The organism is Nocardioides sp., from assembly GCF_030150155.1.
Lineage (GTDB): Bacteria > Actinomycetota > Actinomycetes > Propionibacteriales > Nocardioidaceae > Nocardioides.
Genome location: NZ_JASLGR010000035.1, coordinates 44,013 through 59,203, shown reverse-complemented (window position 1 = coordinate 59,203; position 15,191 = coordinate 44,013). Strand labels below are relative to the sequence as shown.

Annotated in this window: 13 protein-coding genes; 6 read left to right on the top strand and 7 right to left on the bottom strand. The window is 69.9% G+C overall.

Translation table 11 applies throughout. The features are described from left to right. Positions 1-92: 92 nt before the first annotated feature. Positions 93-1,835 (bottom strand): BCCT family transporter, encoded by a 1,743-nt coding sequence (locus Q1V88_RS11530; RefSeq protein WP_366914083.1) that lies wholly within the window; start codon positions 1,833-1,835, stop codon positions 93-95. 205 nt (positions 1,836-2,040) lie between these two features. Here Q1V88_RS11530 and Q1V88_RS11525 point away from each other — a divergent pair, with 205 nt between their 5' ends. Further along, the gene (locus Q1V88_RS11525) at positions 2,041-3,285 is read left to right on the top strand and encodes a HupE/UreJ family protein (protein ID WP_300681339.1); all 1,245 of its coding nucleotides are present in this window, start codon (positions 2,041-2,043) and stop codon (positions 3,283-3,285) included. A 50-nt stretch (positions 3,286-3,335) separates the two neighbouring features. On the opposite strand, the gene Q1V88_RS11520 is transcribed toward Q1V88_RS11525, so the two are convergent. Continuing rightward, positions 3,336-4,052 (bottom strand): hypothetical protein, encoded by a 717-nt coding sequence (locus Q1V88_RS11520; protein WP_300681338.1) that lies wholly within the window; start codon positions 4,050-4,052, stop codon positions 3,336-3,338. Positions 4,053-4,240: 188 nt separating this feature from the next. Here Q1V88_RS11520 and Q1V88_RS11515 point away from each other — a divergent pair, with 188 nt between their 5' ends. Continuing rightward, the gene (locus tag Q1V88_RS11515; protein ID WP_300681337.1) at positions 4,241-5,992 is read left to right on the top strand and encodes a metallophosphoesterase family protein; all 1,752 of its coding nucleotides are present in this window, start codon (positions 4,241-4,243) and stop codon (positions 5,990-5,992) included. Between the two features lie 125 nt (positions 5,993-6,117). Continuing rightward, positions 6,118-7,266: a 23S rRNA (adenine(2503)-C(2))-methyltransferase RlmN gene (rlmN, locus tag Q1V88_RS11510; protein WP_300681336.1), complete on the top strand. Its 1,149-nt coding sequence runs from the start codon at positions 6,118-6,120 to the stop codon at positions 7,264-7,266. Between the two features lie 127 nt (positions 7,267-7,393). On the opposite strand, the gene Q1V88_RS11505 is transcribed toward rlmN, so the two are convergent. Next, on the bottom strand, positions 7,394-7,942 hold the full coding sequence (locus Q1V88_RS11505; protein WP_300681335.1) for a hypothetical protein: 549 nt from the start codon (positions 7,940-7,942) through the stop codon (positions 7,394-7,396). Positions 7,943-8,069: 127 nt separating this feature from the next. Here Q1V88_RS11505 and Q1V88_RS11500 point away from each other — a divergent pair, with 127 nt between their 5' ends. Both Q1V88_RS11500 and Q1V88_RS11495 read left to right on the top strand, forming a co-directional pair. Continuing rightward, positions 8,070-8,210, top strand: a complete 141-nt coding sequence (locus tag Q1V88_RS11500) for a hypothetical protein (RefSeq protein ID WP_300681334.1) — start codon at positions 8,070-8,072, stop codon at positions 8,208-8,210. 138 nt (positions 8,211-8,348) lie between these two features. After that, positions 8,349-9,509: a glycosyltransferase family 1 protein gene (locus Q1V88_RS11495; RefSeq protein WP_300681333.1), complete on the top strand. Its 1,161-nt coding sequence runs from the start codon at positions 8,349-8,351 to the stop codon at positions 9,507-9,509. A 19-nt stretch (positions 9,510-9,528) separates the two neighbouring features. Here the strand turns inward: Q1V88_RS11495 and Q1V88_RS11490 are convergent, their stop codons facing one another. Both Q1V88_RS11490 and Q1V88_RS11485 read right to left on the bottom strand, forming a co-directional pair. Next, positions 9,529-10,635 carry a Rossmann fold nucleotide-binding protein gene (locus Q1V88_RS11490; protein ID WP_300681332.1) on the bottom strand — a complete coding sequence of 369 codons (1,107 nt, stop codon included), beginning with the start codon at positions 10,633-10,635 and terminating at the stop codon, positions 9,529-9,531. An 81-nt stretch (positions 10,636-10,716) separates the two neighbouring features. Further along, on the bottom strand, positions 10,717-11,583 hold the full coding sequence (locus tag Q1V88_RS11485; RefSeq protein ID WP_300681331.1) for an RIO1 family regulatory kinase/ATPase: 867 nt from the start codon (positions 11,581-11,583) through the stop codon (positions 10,717-10,719). Between the two features lie 352 nt (positions 11,584-11,935). Between Q1V88_RS11485 and Q1V88_RS11480 the strand changes: the two genes are divergently transcribed. After that, a complete protein-coding gene (locus tag Q1V88_RS11480) occupies positions 11,936-13,279 on the top strand; it encodes an NAD(P)/FAD-dependent oxidoreductase (protein ID WP_300681330.1) in 1,344 nt (447 codons plus the stop codon). On the opposite strand, the gene Q1V88_RS11475 is transcribed toward Q1V88_RS11480, so the two are convergent. Both Q1V88_RS11475 and Q1V88_RS11470 read right to left on the bottom strand, forming a co-directional pair. Then, complete coding sequence (locus Q1V88_RS11475; RefSeq protein WP_300681329.1) at positions 13,273-14,652, bottom strand: FAD-binding oxidoreductase; 1,380 nt, start codon at positions 14,650-14,652, stop codon at positions 13,273-13,275. The genes Q1V88_RS11480 and Q1V88_RS11475 overlap by 7 nt on opposite strands. Next, complete coding sequence (locus tag Q1V88_RS11470; protein ID WP_300681328.1) at positions 14,649-15,134, bottom strand: Lrp/AsnC family transcriptional regulator; 486 nt, start codon at positions 15,132-15,134, stop codon at positions 14,649-14,651. Before Q1V88_RS11470 ends, Q1V88_RS11475 begins: the two co-directional genes overlap by 4 nt. Positions 15,135-15,191: the final 57 nt, after the last annotated feature.

The window sequence follows — 15,191 nt, the reverse complement described above, 5'->3', positions numbered from 1 at the left end:
ACCGTGGCCGCCGGCCTGGGTGTGGGATATCTGGCCTCCCGGGTTATGAGGGCGCTCAGCTGAGCCCCATCATCACCGCGCAGGTCACCGGCTCACGGGTGCGGTTCGCCCGGCGGGGTGCCGGTCTCGTCGTGCACGATGCCGATCGCGAACTCGTCACCGTGATCGGTGACGCCCTGGACGATCGCCGACTCGACCCGGTCGGCCATGTACGCGCGGCGTACCACCAACGGATCGCGACTCAGGTCGCGCACCAGCGCCACGCACAGCGCGATCATCACCACCAGGAACGGCAGCGCCGCGACGATGGTGATGTTCTGCAGCCCCTCCAAGGCGCTGTTGCTGTCGTCCTCCCCGGCCTTGCCGGTGTTGCCGATCACCAGCATCACCGCCGCCACGGCCCCGGTCAGGGTGCCCCAGAAGGCGACGTTGAGCTTCTTCGGCTCGGCCGCGCCCTTCTCCGAGAGGGAGCCCATCACGATCGAGGCGGCGTCGGCACCTGAGACGAAGAAGATCGCGACCAGGACCATCACCAGGACCTGGGTGGCGGCGCTGATCGGGTACTGGTCGAGCAGGTGGAACAGGGTCGCGGTCGAGGAGCCGCTGAGGTCGTGGCCGTGCTCGGTCTCGAAGATCGCGGCCCCGCCGAAGATGGCGAACCAGATCAGGCTGACCACGCTCGGCACCAGCAGCACTCCGGCGACGAACTGCCGGATCGTGCGCCCGCGCGAGATCCGGGCGATGAACATGCCGACGAACGGCGTCCACGAGACCCACCACGCCCAGTAGAAGACCGTCCAGCTGCCCAGCCAGGAGCCGACGTCGTCGCCCTGCGCGGCACTGCGGCCGGCCATCGTGCCGATCTGCTCCAGGTAGCTGCCCAGTGCGTTCGGGATCATGTTGAGGATGAAGACGGTCGGGCCGACCACGAAGACGAAGACGGCCAGGATGAGGGCCAGCACCATGTTGACGTTGGAGAGGTACTGGATACCGCGGGCGACGCCGGAGACGGCGGAGAGGATGAAGCAGACCGTCAGCACCGCGATCAGCAGCACCAGCAGGGTGTTGGTGGTGCGACCGGCACCGGAGACGATCCGGTAGCCCTCGGAGATCTGCAGCGCCCCGAGGCCGAGGGAGGCGGCCGAGCCGAACAGCGTCGCGAAGATCGCGAGCATGTCGATCACCTTGCCGATCGGACCGTCGACCTTGCGCCCGAGCAGCGGACGGAACGCGCTGCTGATCAGCTGGACGCGACCCTTGCGGTACATCCCGTAGGCGACCGCGAGGCCGACCACGCAGTAGATCGCCCACGGGTGCAGCGTCCAGTGGAAGAGCGTCTGCGCCATCGCGGTCTCGGTGGAGCGGCTCGGGTCGGTGCCGGGGATCGGATCGGTGAAGTACTGCAGCGGCTCGGCCGAGCCCCAGAACATCAGTCCGATCCCCATCCCGGCGCTGAACATCATCGCCACCCACGACGAGGTGGTGAACTCCGGCTCCTCGCCGTCACGTCCGAGCGGGATGTTGCCGTACTTGCCCAGGGCCAGCCAGACCACGAAGACCACGAACCCGCTGGAGGCGAGGATGAACAGCCAGCCGGTCTTGTCCATCACCCAGCCCAGGGCCGAGTTCGACCACGAGCCGAGACCCTCGGAGTCCAGCGCACCCCAGAGCAGGAAGGCCAGCACGAAGGCAGCGGTCACGCCGAAGACGACGGGGTCGAACCGGCCCTGCTGGGCCGCCGGATCGATCGGAGGGAAGTCGAGAGCGGGGTGCCGGCGTCGTCCCGGCAGGCGCCGTGTCGAGCGGTCGGTGGATTGCTTGTGGTCATGCATCATGGTGCGGCGCCCGAGCGCCACTCCTCCCGAAGAGATTGTGTGTCGGCACCTGAACGTGCCAAATGCGTGCCGACAAAGCAATGCCGGAGCCAGGTCACGCGCCCGGACGCGTCCCGAGGCGACCCCCAACGACCGGTCGATGTTCGCCTGAACGGCGTACGTCGTTCACCTGGCCGCAGACCGGGTCCAGAAGAGTCGCGACGCTATGTCTCGCCTGTCTGCCGTCCTCGGCACCCTCGCTCTCATCCTGATCTCGATCCTCGCGCTGGGTGGCCCCGCGCAGGCGCACGGGTTCACTACCGCGATCTACGTCCAGGCGACGTCGCCGGCGGCCGACCACGTCCAGCTCGAGGTGGCCCTGGAGTACGACCTGATGCTGGTCACGGTGGCCGACACCGAGAAGGACGATGCGTTCTACCGCCAGGGCCAGCCGGCCTGGGAGGACGCCGACTTCCCGACCATGACGAGCGCGCTCACGGCCCACGCCTCCTCGCTGCGCAGCTACCTCCAGAGCCGCCTGACGGTGGCGTACGGCGGCACCGCCTGCACCCTCGGCCCGCTCGGTGGCTTCTCCGTCGCGATGAACAAGGAGCAGTCGGTGCCCTACGCCTCGGTGCGGCTGGACTACACCTGCCCGCACGATGCCGATGCCGACGTACTGCACCAGGGGCACATCGTGACCAGCAAGGTCTTCGGCGACGACGAGGGCTACGTCACGGGGGCCAAGACGATCGTGACCTACGACCTCGACGGCACCACCGGCAGCGCGGCGCTAGACGGCTCGCACAGCTCGTTCTCGACCAAGCAGTCCTGGGGCCAACGGTTCTGGGAGTTCTACCGCCTCGGCATCGAGCACCTGCTGCACGGTGCCGACCACCTGCTCTTCCTCACCGCGCTGATCATCGGCTCGCGCCGGCTGCGTGAGGTCGTGCTGGCCGCGACGACGTTCACGTTGGCGCACTCGCTCACCCTGGTGCTGGCCGCGTTCGGCGTCGTGCACGTCAGGTCGAGCATCGTCGAGCCGCTGATCGCGCTCTCGATCGCGGCCACCGCCGCCTGGTACCTGTGGCGGGTGGCTCGCCGCGGCGAGCACGTCACCGACCTCGACACCACCAGCACCAGCCACGTCGCCCTCGACCGTGCGGGCTGGTCACGGCTCGGGATCGTGTTCTGCTTCGGCCTGGTGCACGGGATGGGGTTCGCCGGGGCGCTCGGCATCGACCACGCCTGGTCCTGGCCGCTGCTGTGGTCGCTGCTGGTCTTCAACATCGGCATCGAGACCGTCCAGCTCTGCCTGATCGCCCTGATCTTCCCGATCCTGGTGCTGCTGCGCCGGCGCAGCCCGCGGGTCGCGCTCTGGCTGACCTCGGCGATCGGTGTCGTGGTGGCGGTGGCGGGGCTGGTGTGGTTCGTGCAGCGGGTCTTCGGCTTCACCCTGCTGCCGGGCTGAGCCGGGGGAGGGCCGAGCCGGACCGGGCCTGAGCAGGCGCGGCCCGGAACTCAGTCGACCTTGACCACGAACCCCGAGTAGCCCCGCAGCACCGCAGCCACTCCGGCGTCCATCGCCCGTCCGGCGCGGTCGGCGGTGAAGGTGCTGGGATCGGACGCAGCGTGGGTCGCACCGCCTCCGCGGTTGTTCACTCCGGCCCAGATCGCTGCGGTGACGTTGGCGGTCGGCTCGGCGAGCTCGGCGCCGAGGACGAGGAACTTCTGGTCGAGCCAGCTTGCCGTGACCAACGCCATCGGGTCGGCCAGCGGGTCACCTGCGCTGATCACGAGGTTCTTCTTGAGATCGATCGCCTTCTGGATCGATGCCACATATGTCGCCGGGTCGTGCGCGGGAACCAGCGAGAGGGTGACGTCGTGGGCCGCTGCCCAGGTCTTCACGGCGGCGGTCAGGACACGGGCCGAGGCGTTGTCGTCGGTCGAGACCAGCACAGCGGTGTAGCCCTCCGGCACCGTCACCCCGGACCAGGAGGCGGGACTCGGCGTCATCGTTCCGCCGGGCGGGGGCAGGGCGGAGTCGGTCGCGAAACCGGGGCCGAGCGAACCGGTTCCGGGGCTGGGCGTGATCTGCGTGAGTGTCGCGGCGGCCGTGGGTGATCCGGTCGAGGCACTGCCGTCGGCGGTGCTCAGCCCACACCCCGCGACCAGGGCTGTCGCGGCAGAGGTGAACAGGAGCGCGACGGTGCGGCAGACACGGGGTGATCGATTCACGCCCCTTTCCTATCCGGCACGTGGCGCCGTTTCCAAGCCAGAACGGCAGTTGCCGCGATGCCTCGCCGAGTGTGCAGCCGGCGGTCGGACGGCCGTCGCTGACTGTTCACCTCCGACCGAAACGGTGCTCCTGTTCATGAGAGTGTCAGCCCACTCTCAGACCCGTCTTAGGCAAAGGGAGCTCCTGAATGAAGTTCGACCTGACCCGCCGCCGCATCGGCGCGGGCATCGTGACCGCGTCGCTCGCGGCAGCAGCCGTCGCCGGCACCGGTCTCAGCATGACGGCCAACGGTGCCGACGCGGCCAAGTTCACCGGCGTCGTGCTCGGCGTCGGCGTGACCGAGTCCTCGCGCACGCTCGCGTGGTACTCCAGCACCAACCCGACCGGGGGCGAGAACGTCGAGCTCGCGACGAAGGCCGACTTCTCGGACAAGACCGTTGTGCGAGCCACCCTCAAGGCGAACGTCACCACCGAGGGTCTGGCCGTTGCTGCTGCCAACGGCAAGGTGCTGCTGAGCGACCTCAAGGCGAAGACGCAGTACTACTACCGCATCGTCGAGGACGGCACGAGCAACGTGTCGAAGACCTACGAGTTCTCCACCGGCGAGTTCGGCAACGGCGACTTCCAGTTCCTCTTCTTCGGCGACCCGCAGATCGGCTCGTCCGGGACCGCGGACGCTGACGCCGTCGCTGACGGTGACGGCTGGCAGTACACGCTGGCGCAGTCCCGGATCCACAGCCCCAAGGCCGAGCTCTACGTCTCCGGTGGCGACCAGATCAACAACGCCAACCGCGAGGTCGAGTGGGACAACTTCCTGCGCCCCTCGGAGCTCACCTCGATCCCGTGGGCCGCCACGATCGGTAACCACGATGTTGGTGGCTACGGCTACGAGCAGCACTTCGCGCTGCCGACCACTGTCGACCGCAACGGCTCGCTCTACAAGACGCCGGCGTCGACGACCACGACCTCGGGCGGCGACTACTACTACACCTACAAGGGTGTGCTGTTCATCGACCTGAACTCGAACGCGTACTCCACCGCGAACGGCTCCGACGACGCCCACCTGGCCTTCGTCCGCAACACGATCAAGAACCACAAGGGCAAGGCCCAGCATGTCGTGCTGGTCTACCACCACTCGATCTACTCGCCGGCCGATCACGCCAACGACACCGACAACCAGCAGCGTCGTCTGGACTTCACCAAGGCGTTCTCCGACCTCGGTGTCGATCTGGTCCTCCAGGGTCACGACCACTCCTACTCGCGGTCCTACGCCCTGAAGGGCACCGCGGCCGGGCAGGACGCGGTCAAGGCCAATGCTGCCGAGCAGCCCGGCGCCTCGACCGTGGTCGAGGGTCCCGGCGGCGTCATCTACGTGACGGCGAACTCGGCGTCGGGGTCGAAGTACTACGACCTCACCGAGCCCGATGCCACGAAGGCCGGCTATGGCCCCGACACCCTGACCGGTGGCCCTGAGACCGCCGGCCACACCCGGCACTGGGCCAACTCGGTGGAGAACCAGGAGCACGTCCCGACGTACATCCAGGTCACGGTCAACGACAAGGGCCTCCAGGTCAAGAACATCCGCTCCGGTGACGACACCAGCCCGAACCCGGCGCTGCGCAAGGGCAACGTGACCGGCTTCGGCCCGAACCTGGCCGGCGTCGCCGCGCCCATCGGGTCGGTCCAGGACCAGGTCGACATCTTCCGTGACCAGTCCGACGTCACCAAGATCAAGGACCCGAAGGGCGAGGTCACCACGGTCACCAAGACCGAGACCAAGACCGTCACCAAGGAGGTTGTGCCGGCGAAGCTCAAGAACCAGGTCGCCACCAAGATCGCTCAGCTCACCAAGCAGATCAAGAAGGCCAAGGGCACCAAGAAGAAGACGCTCAAGGCTCAGCTCGCTGCCTACAAGGCGGTCCAGGCCAGCCTCAAGTGACGTGACTCTCCGTGTCACCCGGCCTGCGCCTTCTATGACGAGCGCGTAGACCACCAGCGGCCCCGGGCGATCCCCGGGGCCGTTGGCATTTCGGCGGAGTGTGCGTGCGATGGGAGAATGGGGCCATGTCCGAGAGTCGCCAGATCCCCCCGGCCGAGGTGAACCCGACGCCCCTGCCGCTGGTGATGGCGCCGCCGAAGGGGCGCGGCAAGCCGCCGCGCCACCTCGCCGACCTCGACCCCGCCGACCGTGCCGAGGCCGCCAAGGAGCTGGGCCTGCCCGGCTTCCGCGCCAAGCAGGTCGCCAAGCACTACTTCGAGCGGCTCTCGTTCGACGCCGAGGAGATGACCGATCTCCCGGCCGCCCAGCGCGAGGAGATCGTGGCGGGCTTCCTGCCCGACCTGGTGCACCCGATCCGCACCCAGACCGCCGACAAGGGCACCACGGTCAAGACGCTGTGGAAGCTCTTCGACGGCTCCCTGGTCGAGTCGGTGCTGATGCGCTACCCCGAGCGCGCCACGATCTGCATCTCCTCCCAGGCCGGCTGCGGGATGGCCTGCCCGTTCTGCGCGACCGGCCAGGGCGGCCTGCAGCGCAACATGTCGACCGCTGAGATCGTCCACCAGGTGATGGTCGGTGCCCGGGCGATGGCCCGTGGCGAGGTCGCCGGTGGCGTCGGCCGCCTCTCCAACGTGGTCTTCATGGGCATGGGGGAGCCGCTGGCCAACTACAAGGCCGTGATCGGTGCCGTACGTCGTCTCACCGACCCGGCCCCGGACGGCCTGGGTCTGTCGGCCCGGCACGTCACCGTCTCCACCGTCGGCCTGGTGCCGCGGATCCGGCAGTTGGCCGACGAGGGCATCCCGGTCACCCTGGCGCTCAGCCTGCACGCCCCCGACGACGAGCTGCGCAACGAGCTGGTCCCGATCAACACCCGCTTCAGCGTGGACGAGACCGTCGACGCCGCGTACTACTACTTCGAGAAGACCGGCCGCCGGGTCTCGATCGAGTACGCCATGATGCGGGGCATCAACGACCAGGCCCACCGCGCCGACCTGCTCGCCGACGTGCTCAACGAGCGCGCCCACGGCTGGGCCCACGTCAACCTGATCCCGCTCAACCCGATCGAGGGTTCGAAGTGGACCGCCTCGGACCCCGCCGACGAGCGCGAGTTCGTCCGTCGGCTCGAGGCCAAGGGCGTCTCCACCACGGTCCGCGACACCCGGGGCCGTGAGATCGACGGGGCGTGCGGGCAGCTCGCCGCCAAGGAGTAGTTCGTTTCCCTCGGACCCTTGGCTCAGCGAGGAGTCCGGTCCATACTAGAGACGCCTGACGCGGTCCGCGTCAGGAAGTGAGCCCGAGACCCGTCCGGACGGACGTGGCGCTCGGGCTTTGCGCTTCCTAGACCTGGATCACCGCCGAGATGAGCGGATCCACTCGGCGGCGCCAGTCGCCGCCCCGGGCCCAAGACCACGCGATGACATCGGGGATCGACAGCAGGGGCTGTGCTGCGAGCAGTTGGTGGCTGTAGGTCAACGAAGGTGATCGGGCCTCCCGGATCGCTTCTGAGAGGATTCGCGCGTCTCGGGCGAGCAAGGTCTGGTCGAGGTCCAGTACGAGGCTTGCCGTCGGTTCAGCGGATGCGCGCCCGACGAGCGCACGAAGGGCCCGCTCGCGGCGTACGACTTCAGGTGCGGGTCCGCGGCCTGCGTCGAAGATCGTCGCTTGTACACCGAGTTCGGTGAGTTCACACATAGCGCGGGCGATCTGCTCCCGGCGTCGGGCGTTCTCGTGCTTCATGTGGATCGAGCGTTGTCCTGGCAGGACCATTCGCGTGACGGTGCGACGGGCTGGGTTGAGCGAGGCGTCGGGGACGAGCGCGGCGACGACCACGTAACTCTCGGCCTTGGTCTCATCGATGAAGAAGTGGCTGCCCACGGTGCCGATCATGCAACCGACCTCCGACAGCTGCCAGGTTTGGGGGAGAGTTGGTGTGGGGCGGTTGTGATGACCTGGATGTGTACTCATGCTGACTCTGTGCTGCAAGGCGGGCCGATTCGCTCCCAATCGCTGTCGGATGGAGAGACGTGAGTCCACGCGGCGCGCGCAGAGGGAGTTCGTCCGCCGGCTGGAGGCCAAGGGCGTCTCCACCACGGTGCGTGACACCCGGGGCCGTGAGATCGACGGGGCGTGCGGGCAGCTGGCCGCCAAGGAGTGACGCGGGTGAACTGCGGAGCGTGAGCGTCACCTGGTGACTGTCACGCTTCATCGATCGGTGCGAGGGCGTCGTACGACATTCATCTGAGCGACACCGGGGTGCACCCCTGAGGTCAGGTGGCGGGCCCACCGTCGGAGCATGAGCCTCAGGGTCCTCGTCGTGACCGAGTCGTTCCTGCCGCAGATCAACGGTGTCACCAACTCGGTGCGCCGCGTGCTGGAGCATCTCGAGGCCGAGGGACACGAGGCGGCACTGATCGCGCCGACCGGGCCCGCGGAGTACGCCGGCTTCCCGGTGCTCCGGGTGCGCGGGGCGAGCCTGCCGTTCTACAAGGACTTCCGGCTCGGCCTGGAGACGCGGGGGCGGCTGCGCGCCATCTTCGAGCGGTTCGGGCCCGACGTGATCCACGTGGCCAGCCCCGCGACACTGGGCTACCAGGCGATCAAGGTCGCCGCCGAGCTCGACATCCCGACCGTGGCGATCTACCAGACCGACCTGGTCGGCTTCGCCGAGCGCTACCCGCTGCTCAGCGTCTCGGGCGGGGCGAAGGCCGCCGCCGCGCTGACCCGCACGATCCACACCAAGGTCGACCGCACCCTGGTGCCCTCGACGGCCAGCCTCGCCCAGCTCGCCGAGCTGGAGATCGGCGGCACCGCACTATGGCCGCGCGGCGTCGACACCGAGCTGTTCCACCCCGACCGGCGCGACTATCGGCTGCGGCTCTCGCTGGCGCCCGCCGGCGAGACCATCGTCGGGTACGTCGGCCGGCTCGCGCCCGAGAAGGAGCTCGGCCTGCTCGCCGGACTCGCAGCCGATCCGCGCTACGCGGTGGTGCTGGTGGGCGGGGGACCGGAGGAGGAGCGGCTGCGGGCGCTGATGCCCCAGGCCCGCTTCCTCGGGGTGCTGCACGCTGAGGAGCTGGCCGCGGCGTACGCCTCCTTCGACGTCTTCGTCCACGCCGGACGGCACGAGACGTTCTGCCAGTCGGCGCAGGAGGCGCTGGCCTCCGGCGTGCCGGTGGTGGCGCCCCGCCAGGGTGGGCCGATCGACGTGGTCGACGACCTCAAGTCGGGCTACCTCTATGAGCCCGGCTCGGTCGGGGACCTGGAGCGGTTCGTCGGCTGTCTGCACCGCAACCCGCGGCTGGGGCGGCGGATGGGGCGCTTCGGTCGGATGCGGGTCGAGGGCCGTTCCTGGGACGTGATCAACGCTCAGCTGGTGGAGCACTACCGCGACGTGATCGCGACCCACGTGCCGGTGCCGCACGCCCCGGCGCCGAGCTCGCCGTCGGCTGCCTGAGCCCAGGCGCCCGGGCGCGTCAGCCGGCGTATGAGCCGATCACGTCGGCGGCCTCGGCAGCACTGTCGACCAGGTGGAGCAGTGGCGCCATGTCACGCTCGCCGGCCAGGCGGGTGAGCAGCGGCCACACCGGCAGGGTCTGCGTCCAGTAGTCGTGCCCGACCAACACCATCGGGGCCAGCGAGCTCGGATCGGCGTAGTAGTTCTCGCACGCATCCTGGAAGACCTCCTGGACGGTGCCGGCCGCACCGGGCAGGAAGACCACGCCGCCGCCGCAGATCGCCAGCAGGGTGGCCTCGCGCAGCGAGTTGCGGAAGTACTTCGCGATCGAGGTGGCGAAGAGGTTGGGCGGCTCGTGGCCGTAGTGCCAGGTCGGGATGCCGAGGGACTCGGTCGTCTCCACCGTGTCGGCGGTCTCAGCGAGGACGGCACGGGCGGCGTCGACCCAGGCCTGGATCGAGGGGCGGAAGGACGCGGCGGTGCTCAGCCGGGCGCACGCCTCGTCCAGGGTGGTCTGCGTTCCGAGGCTGAGCCGGGCGCCGAGATTGGCCGCCTCCATCGCGCCGGGCCCGCCACCGGTGGCGACCGTGACACCGCTGATCCGGGCCAGGTGGCGCCCCAGCCCGGCGGCCTCGCCGAAGGCCTGCGAGCCGCGGTCGGCGTCGTGGCCGCCCATCACCCCGACGATCCGGCGGCCCTGGATCCAGCGCTCCAGAGCCTCGTCGATGGCATGGTCGTGCAGCGCCCGGGCCAGTGTCGCCTCGCCGTTGCCGCCGGTCTGCGACCAGGCGTAGGCGCGGGCGTCCAGGCACGACGGGTAGTCGGGGGTGTCGTAGAGCTCGTCGGGTGTGTAGAGCGTGCCGCGGTAGGGATCCAACGGCGACTCCCGGATCACCGGCATCACCAGGGCCCCGCGGCTTTCGACCCACTCGGCGTCGCCGGGGGCGAACGTGCAGCCGACGAACATCGCCCCGCCGAGGCTGACGGCGCCGAGCATGACGGAGCGCTCGCGCAGGTCGAGACCGCGCAGCCGCCAGCCTCGCAGCGAGGTCACGCCCTGGGAGAGCCGTCGATCGAAGTCCGCCAGGGTCTCCACCAGGATGACCCGTCCCCGTTCACGCCGCACGGGACGACCCTATGCGCAGGTGCGCACGACGTGGTCGTCCCGTGCCGGTGAGGCAGGGCCCGGATCTGAGCGGGCCGGGTCTCAGAAGACCGCGGCCAGCAGCTCCCCGAACAGGGCCTGCTCGTCGACCTCGAGCCCACGGGCGGTGAACCAGCGGCACATGTTGGTGCAGTCCCGCAGCAGGAACTCGGTGCCGCTCGGGTTGGCGACCAGGTCGATCAGCTGAGGCAGATCGATCACGACCAGACGCTCGCCGGCGGCGAGCACGTTGTACGGCGACAGGTCACCGTGCACCAGGCCCGCCTCGGTCAGCCGCAGCAGCACCGCGCGCATCTGCTCGAAGTACGACGCCAGCAGGGCGGGCCCCGGTCGGGTCTGGGCCAACCGGGGCGCGGTCTCGCCGTCACTGTGGATCCACTCCATCAGGATCTCGGTGCCGTCGACCTGGACCGGGTAGGGCACCGGCAGGCCGAGCTGCCAGCAGCGCACCAGCGCCTCCCACTCGGCCCGGGCCCACTGGCCCGCGGCGACCGAGCGGCCGTAGGTCGAGCGGCCCTGGAGTGCCCGCATGTCGCGGGTGTTCCGGATCCGTCGGCCCTCGGTGTAGGCCGCCGATCGATGGAAGGTGCGGTGCTCGTCGTTGCGGTAGCGCTTGGCCACCATCAGGCAGGCCTCGCCGACCCGGTCCGAGTCGGGCACCGCACGTTCGAGCAGGAAGGCGTCGGCCTCCTTGCCGGTCTTGAGCAGGCCGAGCTCGGTGTCGATCGCGGCCTGGGAGGTCACGACCCAGTCGGGACGCGGCTCGGGACCGCGCGAGAGCGGCTCGACGGAGAGCCAGGTCGACCAGCGGCTGGTCGAGGAGTCGAGCTCGTCGTCGGGGTCGAGGGCGACGAAGTCGAAGGTGAAACGTGGGTCAGGGATGTGACCCGAGGTGAAGGGAGAGGACACGAGTGCTCCGGTGAGAGTGAGAGGGAGGGCTGTAGGGCATGCCGACAACGACAGACATCGAGGTCGCCTCCTCTCGTGCTCGCCGAGCACGGTGCTCGATCCGAGGGCCAGCCTTCACCCGTCCCCGACCCGACGCAACGGGTTTTTCACCGGTGCCGCCCACCGACACGAACCGTTAGTGGCTCGTGTCAGAAGTTGTTGGTCGGTTCGCGCACTCGGGGCACGCACCTCGCTGCGTTGTCGAACACTCGACGGGCCTCCGGCCCGCCTTCGGTCCTCCGCCTTGCGAGGCACGCACCCCGAGCACGCCAACCATCCCCAAACTTCTGACACGAGCCACTAATGTCGCTACGTGGAACAGGTCGACACCGTCATCGTCGGAGCCGGCATCGCCGGTCTGGTCACCGCTCGCCTGCTCGCCGACGCCGGCCAGCGGGTGGTCGTCCTGGAGGCCCGCGACCGGATCGGTGGCCGGGTCTGGTCCGAGCGCAGCGACGGCCACGTCACCGACCGCGGCGCCTCCTGGATCCACGGCATCACCGGCAGTGCGGTCGCCGAGGCCGCGGCGGCGTTCGGGCTGCCCACCGTCGAGCTCACCGTCGGCTCCTACCAGGTCGACGGCCGACCGATGGCCTACCTCGGTCCCGACGGCCACCGCCTGTCCGAGGCCGAGCAGGACGCCTTCGCCGCCGACGTGCACGCCCTGGACGCGGCCCTGGTCGAGGTGGTCGCGACGTCGGCTCCCGAGGCGACTTATCGCGACGTCACCGACGCGGCACTGGCCCTGATGGGCTGGCCCGCGGAGCGGACGGCACGGGTGCGGGAGTTCCTCGAGCACCGCGCCGAGGAGCAGTACGGCGTCTGGATCGCGGACCTGGCCGCGCACGGCCTCGACGACGACCAGGTCGAGGGCGACGAGGTCGTCTTCCCGCAGGGCTATGACGCCCTGGCCGCCGCGTTGGCGCGCGGGATCGACGTACGGCTGGGGGAGGAGGTCTCCCAGGTCCGCTGGCAGGCTGACGGTGTCGAGGTGCGGGCCGGGGAGGAGATCGCCGCCCGACAGGCAGTGGTGACGGTGCCGGTCGGGGTGCTCCAGGCCGATGGCCTGACCCTGGACCCGCCGCTGCCCGCCGCCCACGCCGCAGCCCTGGACCGGCTGGAGATGAACGCCTTCGAGAAGGTCGTGCTCCGGTTCGAGGAGCGGTTCTGGGACGACGACGTCAGGGTGATCCGCCAGCTCGGACCCGAGGGCCGGTGGTGGCACTCCTGGTACGACCTGACCGCGCTGGACGGCACCCCGACCCTGCTCACCTTCGCCGCCGGCCCGGCCGCTCGGGAGATCCGGGGATGGAGCGACCGCGACGTCGCGGCCTCGGTGCTCGTCCAGCTGCGTCGGCTGTACGGCGCCGGCGTGCCCGAACCGATCGACGTCACCGTGACCGACTGGTGGCGTGACCCGTTCAGTCTCGGGTCGTACGCCTTCATGCGCCCCGGCGCGACGACCGCCGACCACGACGCCCTCGCCGTCCCGATCGGGGGCGTGCTGCACCTGGCGGGCGAGGCCACCTGGACCGACGACCCGGCCACGGTGGCGGGAGCGTTCTACTCCGGGCACCGCGCCGCCGAGAACGTGCTCGGCCGCCCGGTCCCGATCGAACGGGCCTGGGCGACCCGGGGGACCGCAGCGGCTCAGTGACCGCCCAGGAACGGCGCCATCAGCCGTGCCGCCAGCGAGGGTCGACCGCTGAGCCGCTCCTCGGTGTCGGCGAACGTCATCGTGCGCAGCCCGGCGTTGACCGCCAGCCAGCGCAACGGCTCGGGCTCCCACCGCGGTGAGCGGTGGTCGACCCAGGGCAGGGTGGTGAGCCCGGTGGTCTCACCCAGGATCAGGTCCCGCAGCGTGCGTCCGGCCAGGTTGGTGGTGGTGACGCCGTCGCCGACGTAGCCTCCGGCCCACGCCCGGCCGGTGGCCCGGTCGAGCCCGACCGAGGCGCACCAGTCCCGCGCGATCCCCAGCGCACCGCCCCAGGAGTGCGTCACGGTGGTGCCGCGCAGCACCGGGAACATCTCGATCAGGGTGGCGTAGAGCGAGGCGAAGACCCGTTCGTCGCGGTCGTTGCCCGGCGTGATCGCGGAGTTGAAGTGGTACGGCGCGCCGCGACCGCCGAACACCAGCCGGTCGTCGGCGGTGCGCTGGCCGTAGACGATCAGGTTGCGGTGATCGCTGAACGTCTCGCGGCGACGCAGCCCGATCTCGTCCCAGACCGAGGCCGGCAGTGGCGCGGTCGCGATGATCAGGGAGTAGACCGGGATCACGTCGCGCTCGTGGCCCGGCAGGGTGGCGGTGTAGCCCTCGGTGGCCCGCACCACCACGTCGGCGCTCACGGTGCCGCCGGGGGTGCGGACCCGGTGGTCGCCGATCTCCAGGGCGGGTGTGCCCTCGTAGACCGTGACGCCGTGCGCCTCCGCCGCCGCAGCCAGCCCGCGGACCAGCTTGCCCGGGTGGATCGCCGCGCAGTCGGGGGTGAAGGTGCCACCGACGGTGTCGGTGGCGTTGAGCAGCGCCCGCGCCTCGGACTCCGACAGCAGCCGTACGTCGTCCTCGCCCCGGCCCCACGACCGGGCGTCGGCCACCTCGGCCCGTGCGCGTGCCGCCTGGGGTGCGGACCGGGCCAGCACGATGGTGCCGCCCTTGGCGATGTCGGCGTCGATGCTGAGCGCGCTCGCCTGGGCGATCACCTCGTCGACCGAGGCCCGCATCGCCTGGTGCTGCGCGAGCGCCGAGTCGCGGCTCCCCATCCGGGCCAGGGTGGCGAGTCCGGCGGGGAAGAGCGCCGAGGCCCAGCCGCCGTTGCGGCCCGAGGCGCCGAAGCCGGCGATCTCCTTCTCGATCACCGCGATCCGCAGATCGGGGCGAGCCTGGGCGAGGTAGAGCGCGGTCCAGAGCCCGGTGAACCCGGCGCCGACGATCGCGACGTCGCAGGTCAGGTCCCGGGACAGGGCCGGCCGGGGCAGGAGTGGGTCGCCGGCGGTGGCGTGCCACAGCGACAGGTCGTCGTACCGGCTCATCGCACACCCCAGTTGTAGACCTGCTTCTGGAGTCGCAGGTACATGAAGGTCTCGCTGCTGACCACGCCCGGGATGGTGCGGATCTGGGTGGAGAGCAAGTGCAGCAGGTGGTCGTCGGACTCGCACACCACCTCGACCAGGATGTCGTAGGGGCCGGCCGTGATCACCACGTAGTCGACCTCGTCGAGGGCCTCGAGCGCGTCGGCGACGCCTTCGAGCTGGCCGGTGACCTTGAGGCCGACCATCGCCTGGCGGGCGAAGCCCAGCTGCAGGGGGTCGGTCACGGCCACGACCTGCATCACCCCGGACTCGGTGAGTCGCTGCACCCGTTGGCGCACTGCCGCCTCGGACAGGCCGACGACCTTGCCGATCGCGGCGTAGGATCGTCGTCCATCCTGTTGGAGCTGCTCGATGATCGCCTTGCTGACGTCATCCAGGGGCATCGTCGCCTTCGAGCGGTCGCGCGTCAGGTCTCGGGACATGCGCCCATTGTGGATGATGTTTTCCGCAGTTTGCACCCCACGGTTCTTCGCAGTTCG

Coding starts and splice junctions, on each gene's coding strand:
- Q1V88_RS11530 (WP_366914083.1), bottom strand. CDS start 1,835: ATGATGCATGACCACAAGCAATCCACCGACCGCTCGACACGGCGCCTG.
- Q1V88_RS11525 (WP_300681339.1), top strand. CDS start 2,041: ATGTCTCGCCTGTCTGCCGTCCTCGGCACCCTCGCTCTCATCCTGATC.
- Q1V88_RS11515 (WP_300681337.1), top strand. CDS start 4,241: ATGAAGTTCGACCTGACCCGCCGCCGCATCGGCGCGGGCATCGTGACC.
- rlmN (WP_300681336.1), top strand. CDS start 6,118: ATGTCCGAGAGTCGCCAGATCCCCCCGGCCGAGGTGAACCCGACGCCC.
- Q1V88_RS11505 (WP_300681335.1), bottom strand. CDS start 7,942: ATGATCGGCACCGTGGGCAGCCACTTCTTCATCGATGAGACCAAGGCC.
- Q1V88_RS11500 (WP_300681334.1), top strand. CDS start 8,070: ATGGAGAGACGTGAGTCCACGCGGCGCGCGCAGAGGGAGTTCGTCCGC.
- Q1V88_RS11495 (WP_300681333.1), top strand. CDS start 8,349: ATGAGCCTCAGGGTCCTCGTCGTGACCGAGTCGTTCCTGCCGCAGATC.
- Q1V88_RS11475 (WP_300681329.1), bottom strand. CDS start 14,652: ATGAGCCGGTACGACGACCTGTCGCTGTGGCACGCCACCGCCGGCGAC.
- Q1V88_RS11470 (WP_300681328.1), bottom strand. CDS start 15,134: ATGTCCCGAGACCTGACGCGCGACCGCTCGAAGGCGACGATGCCCCTG.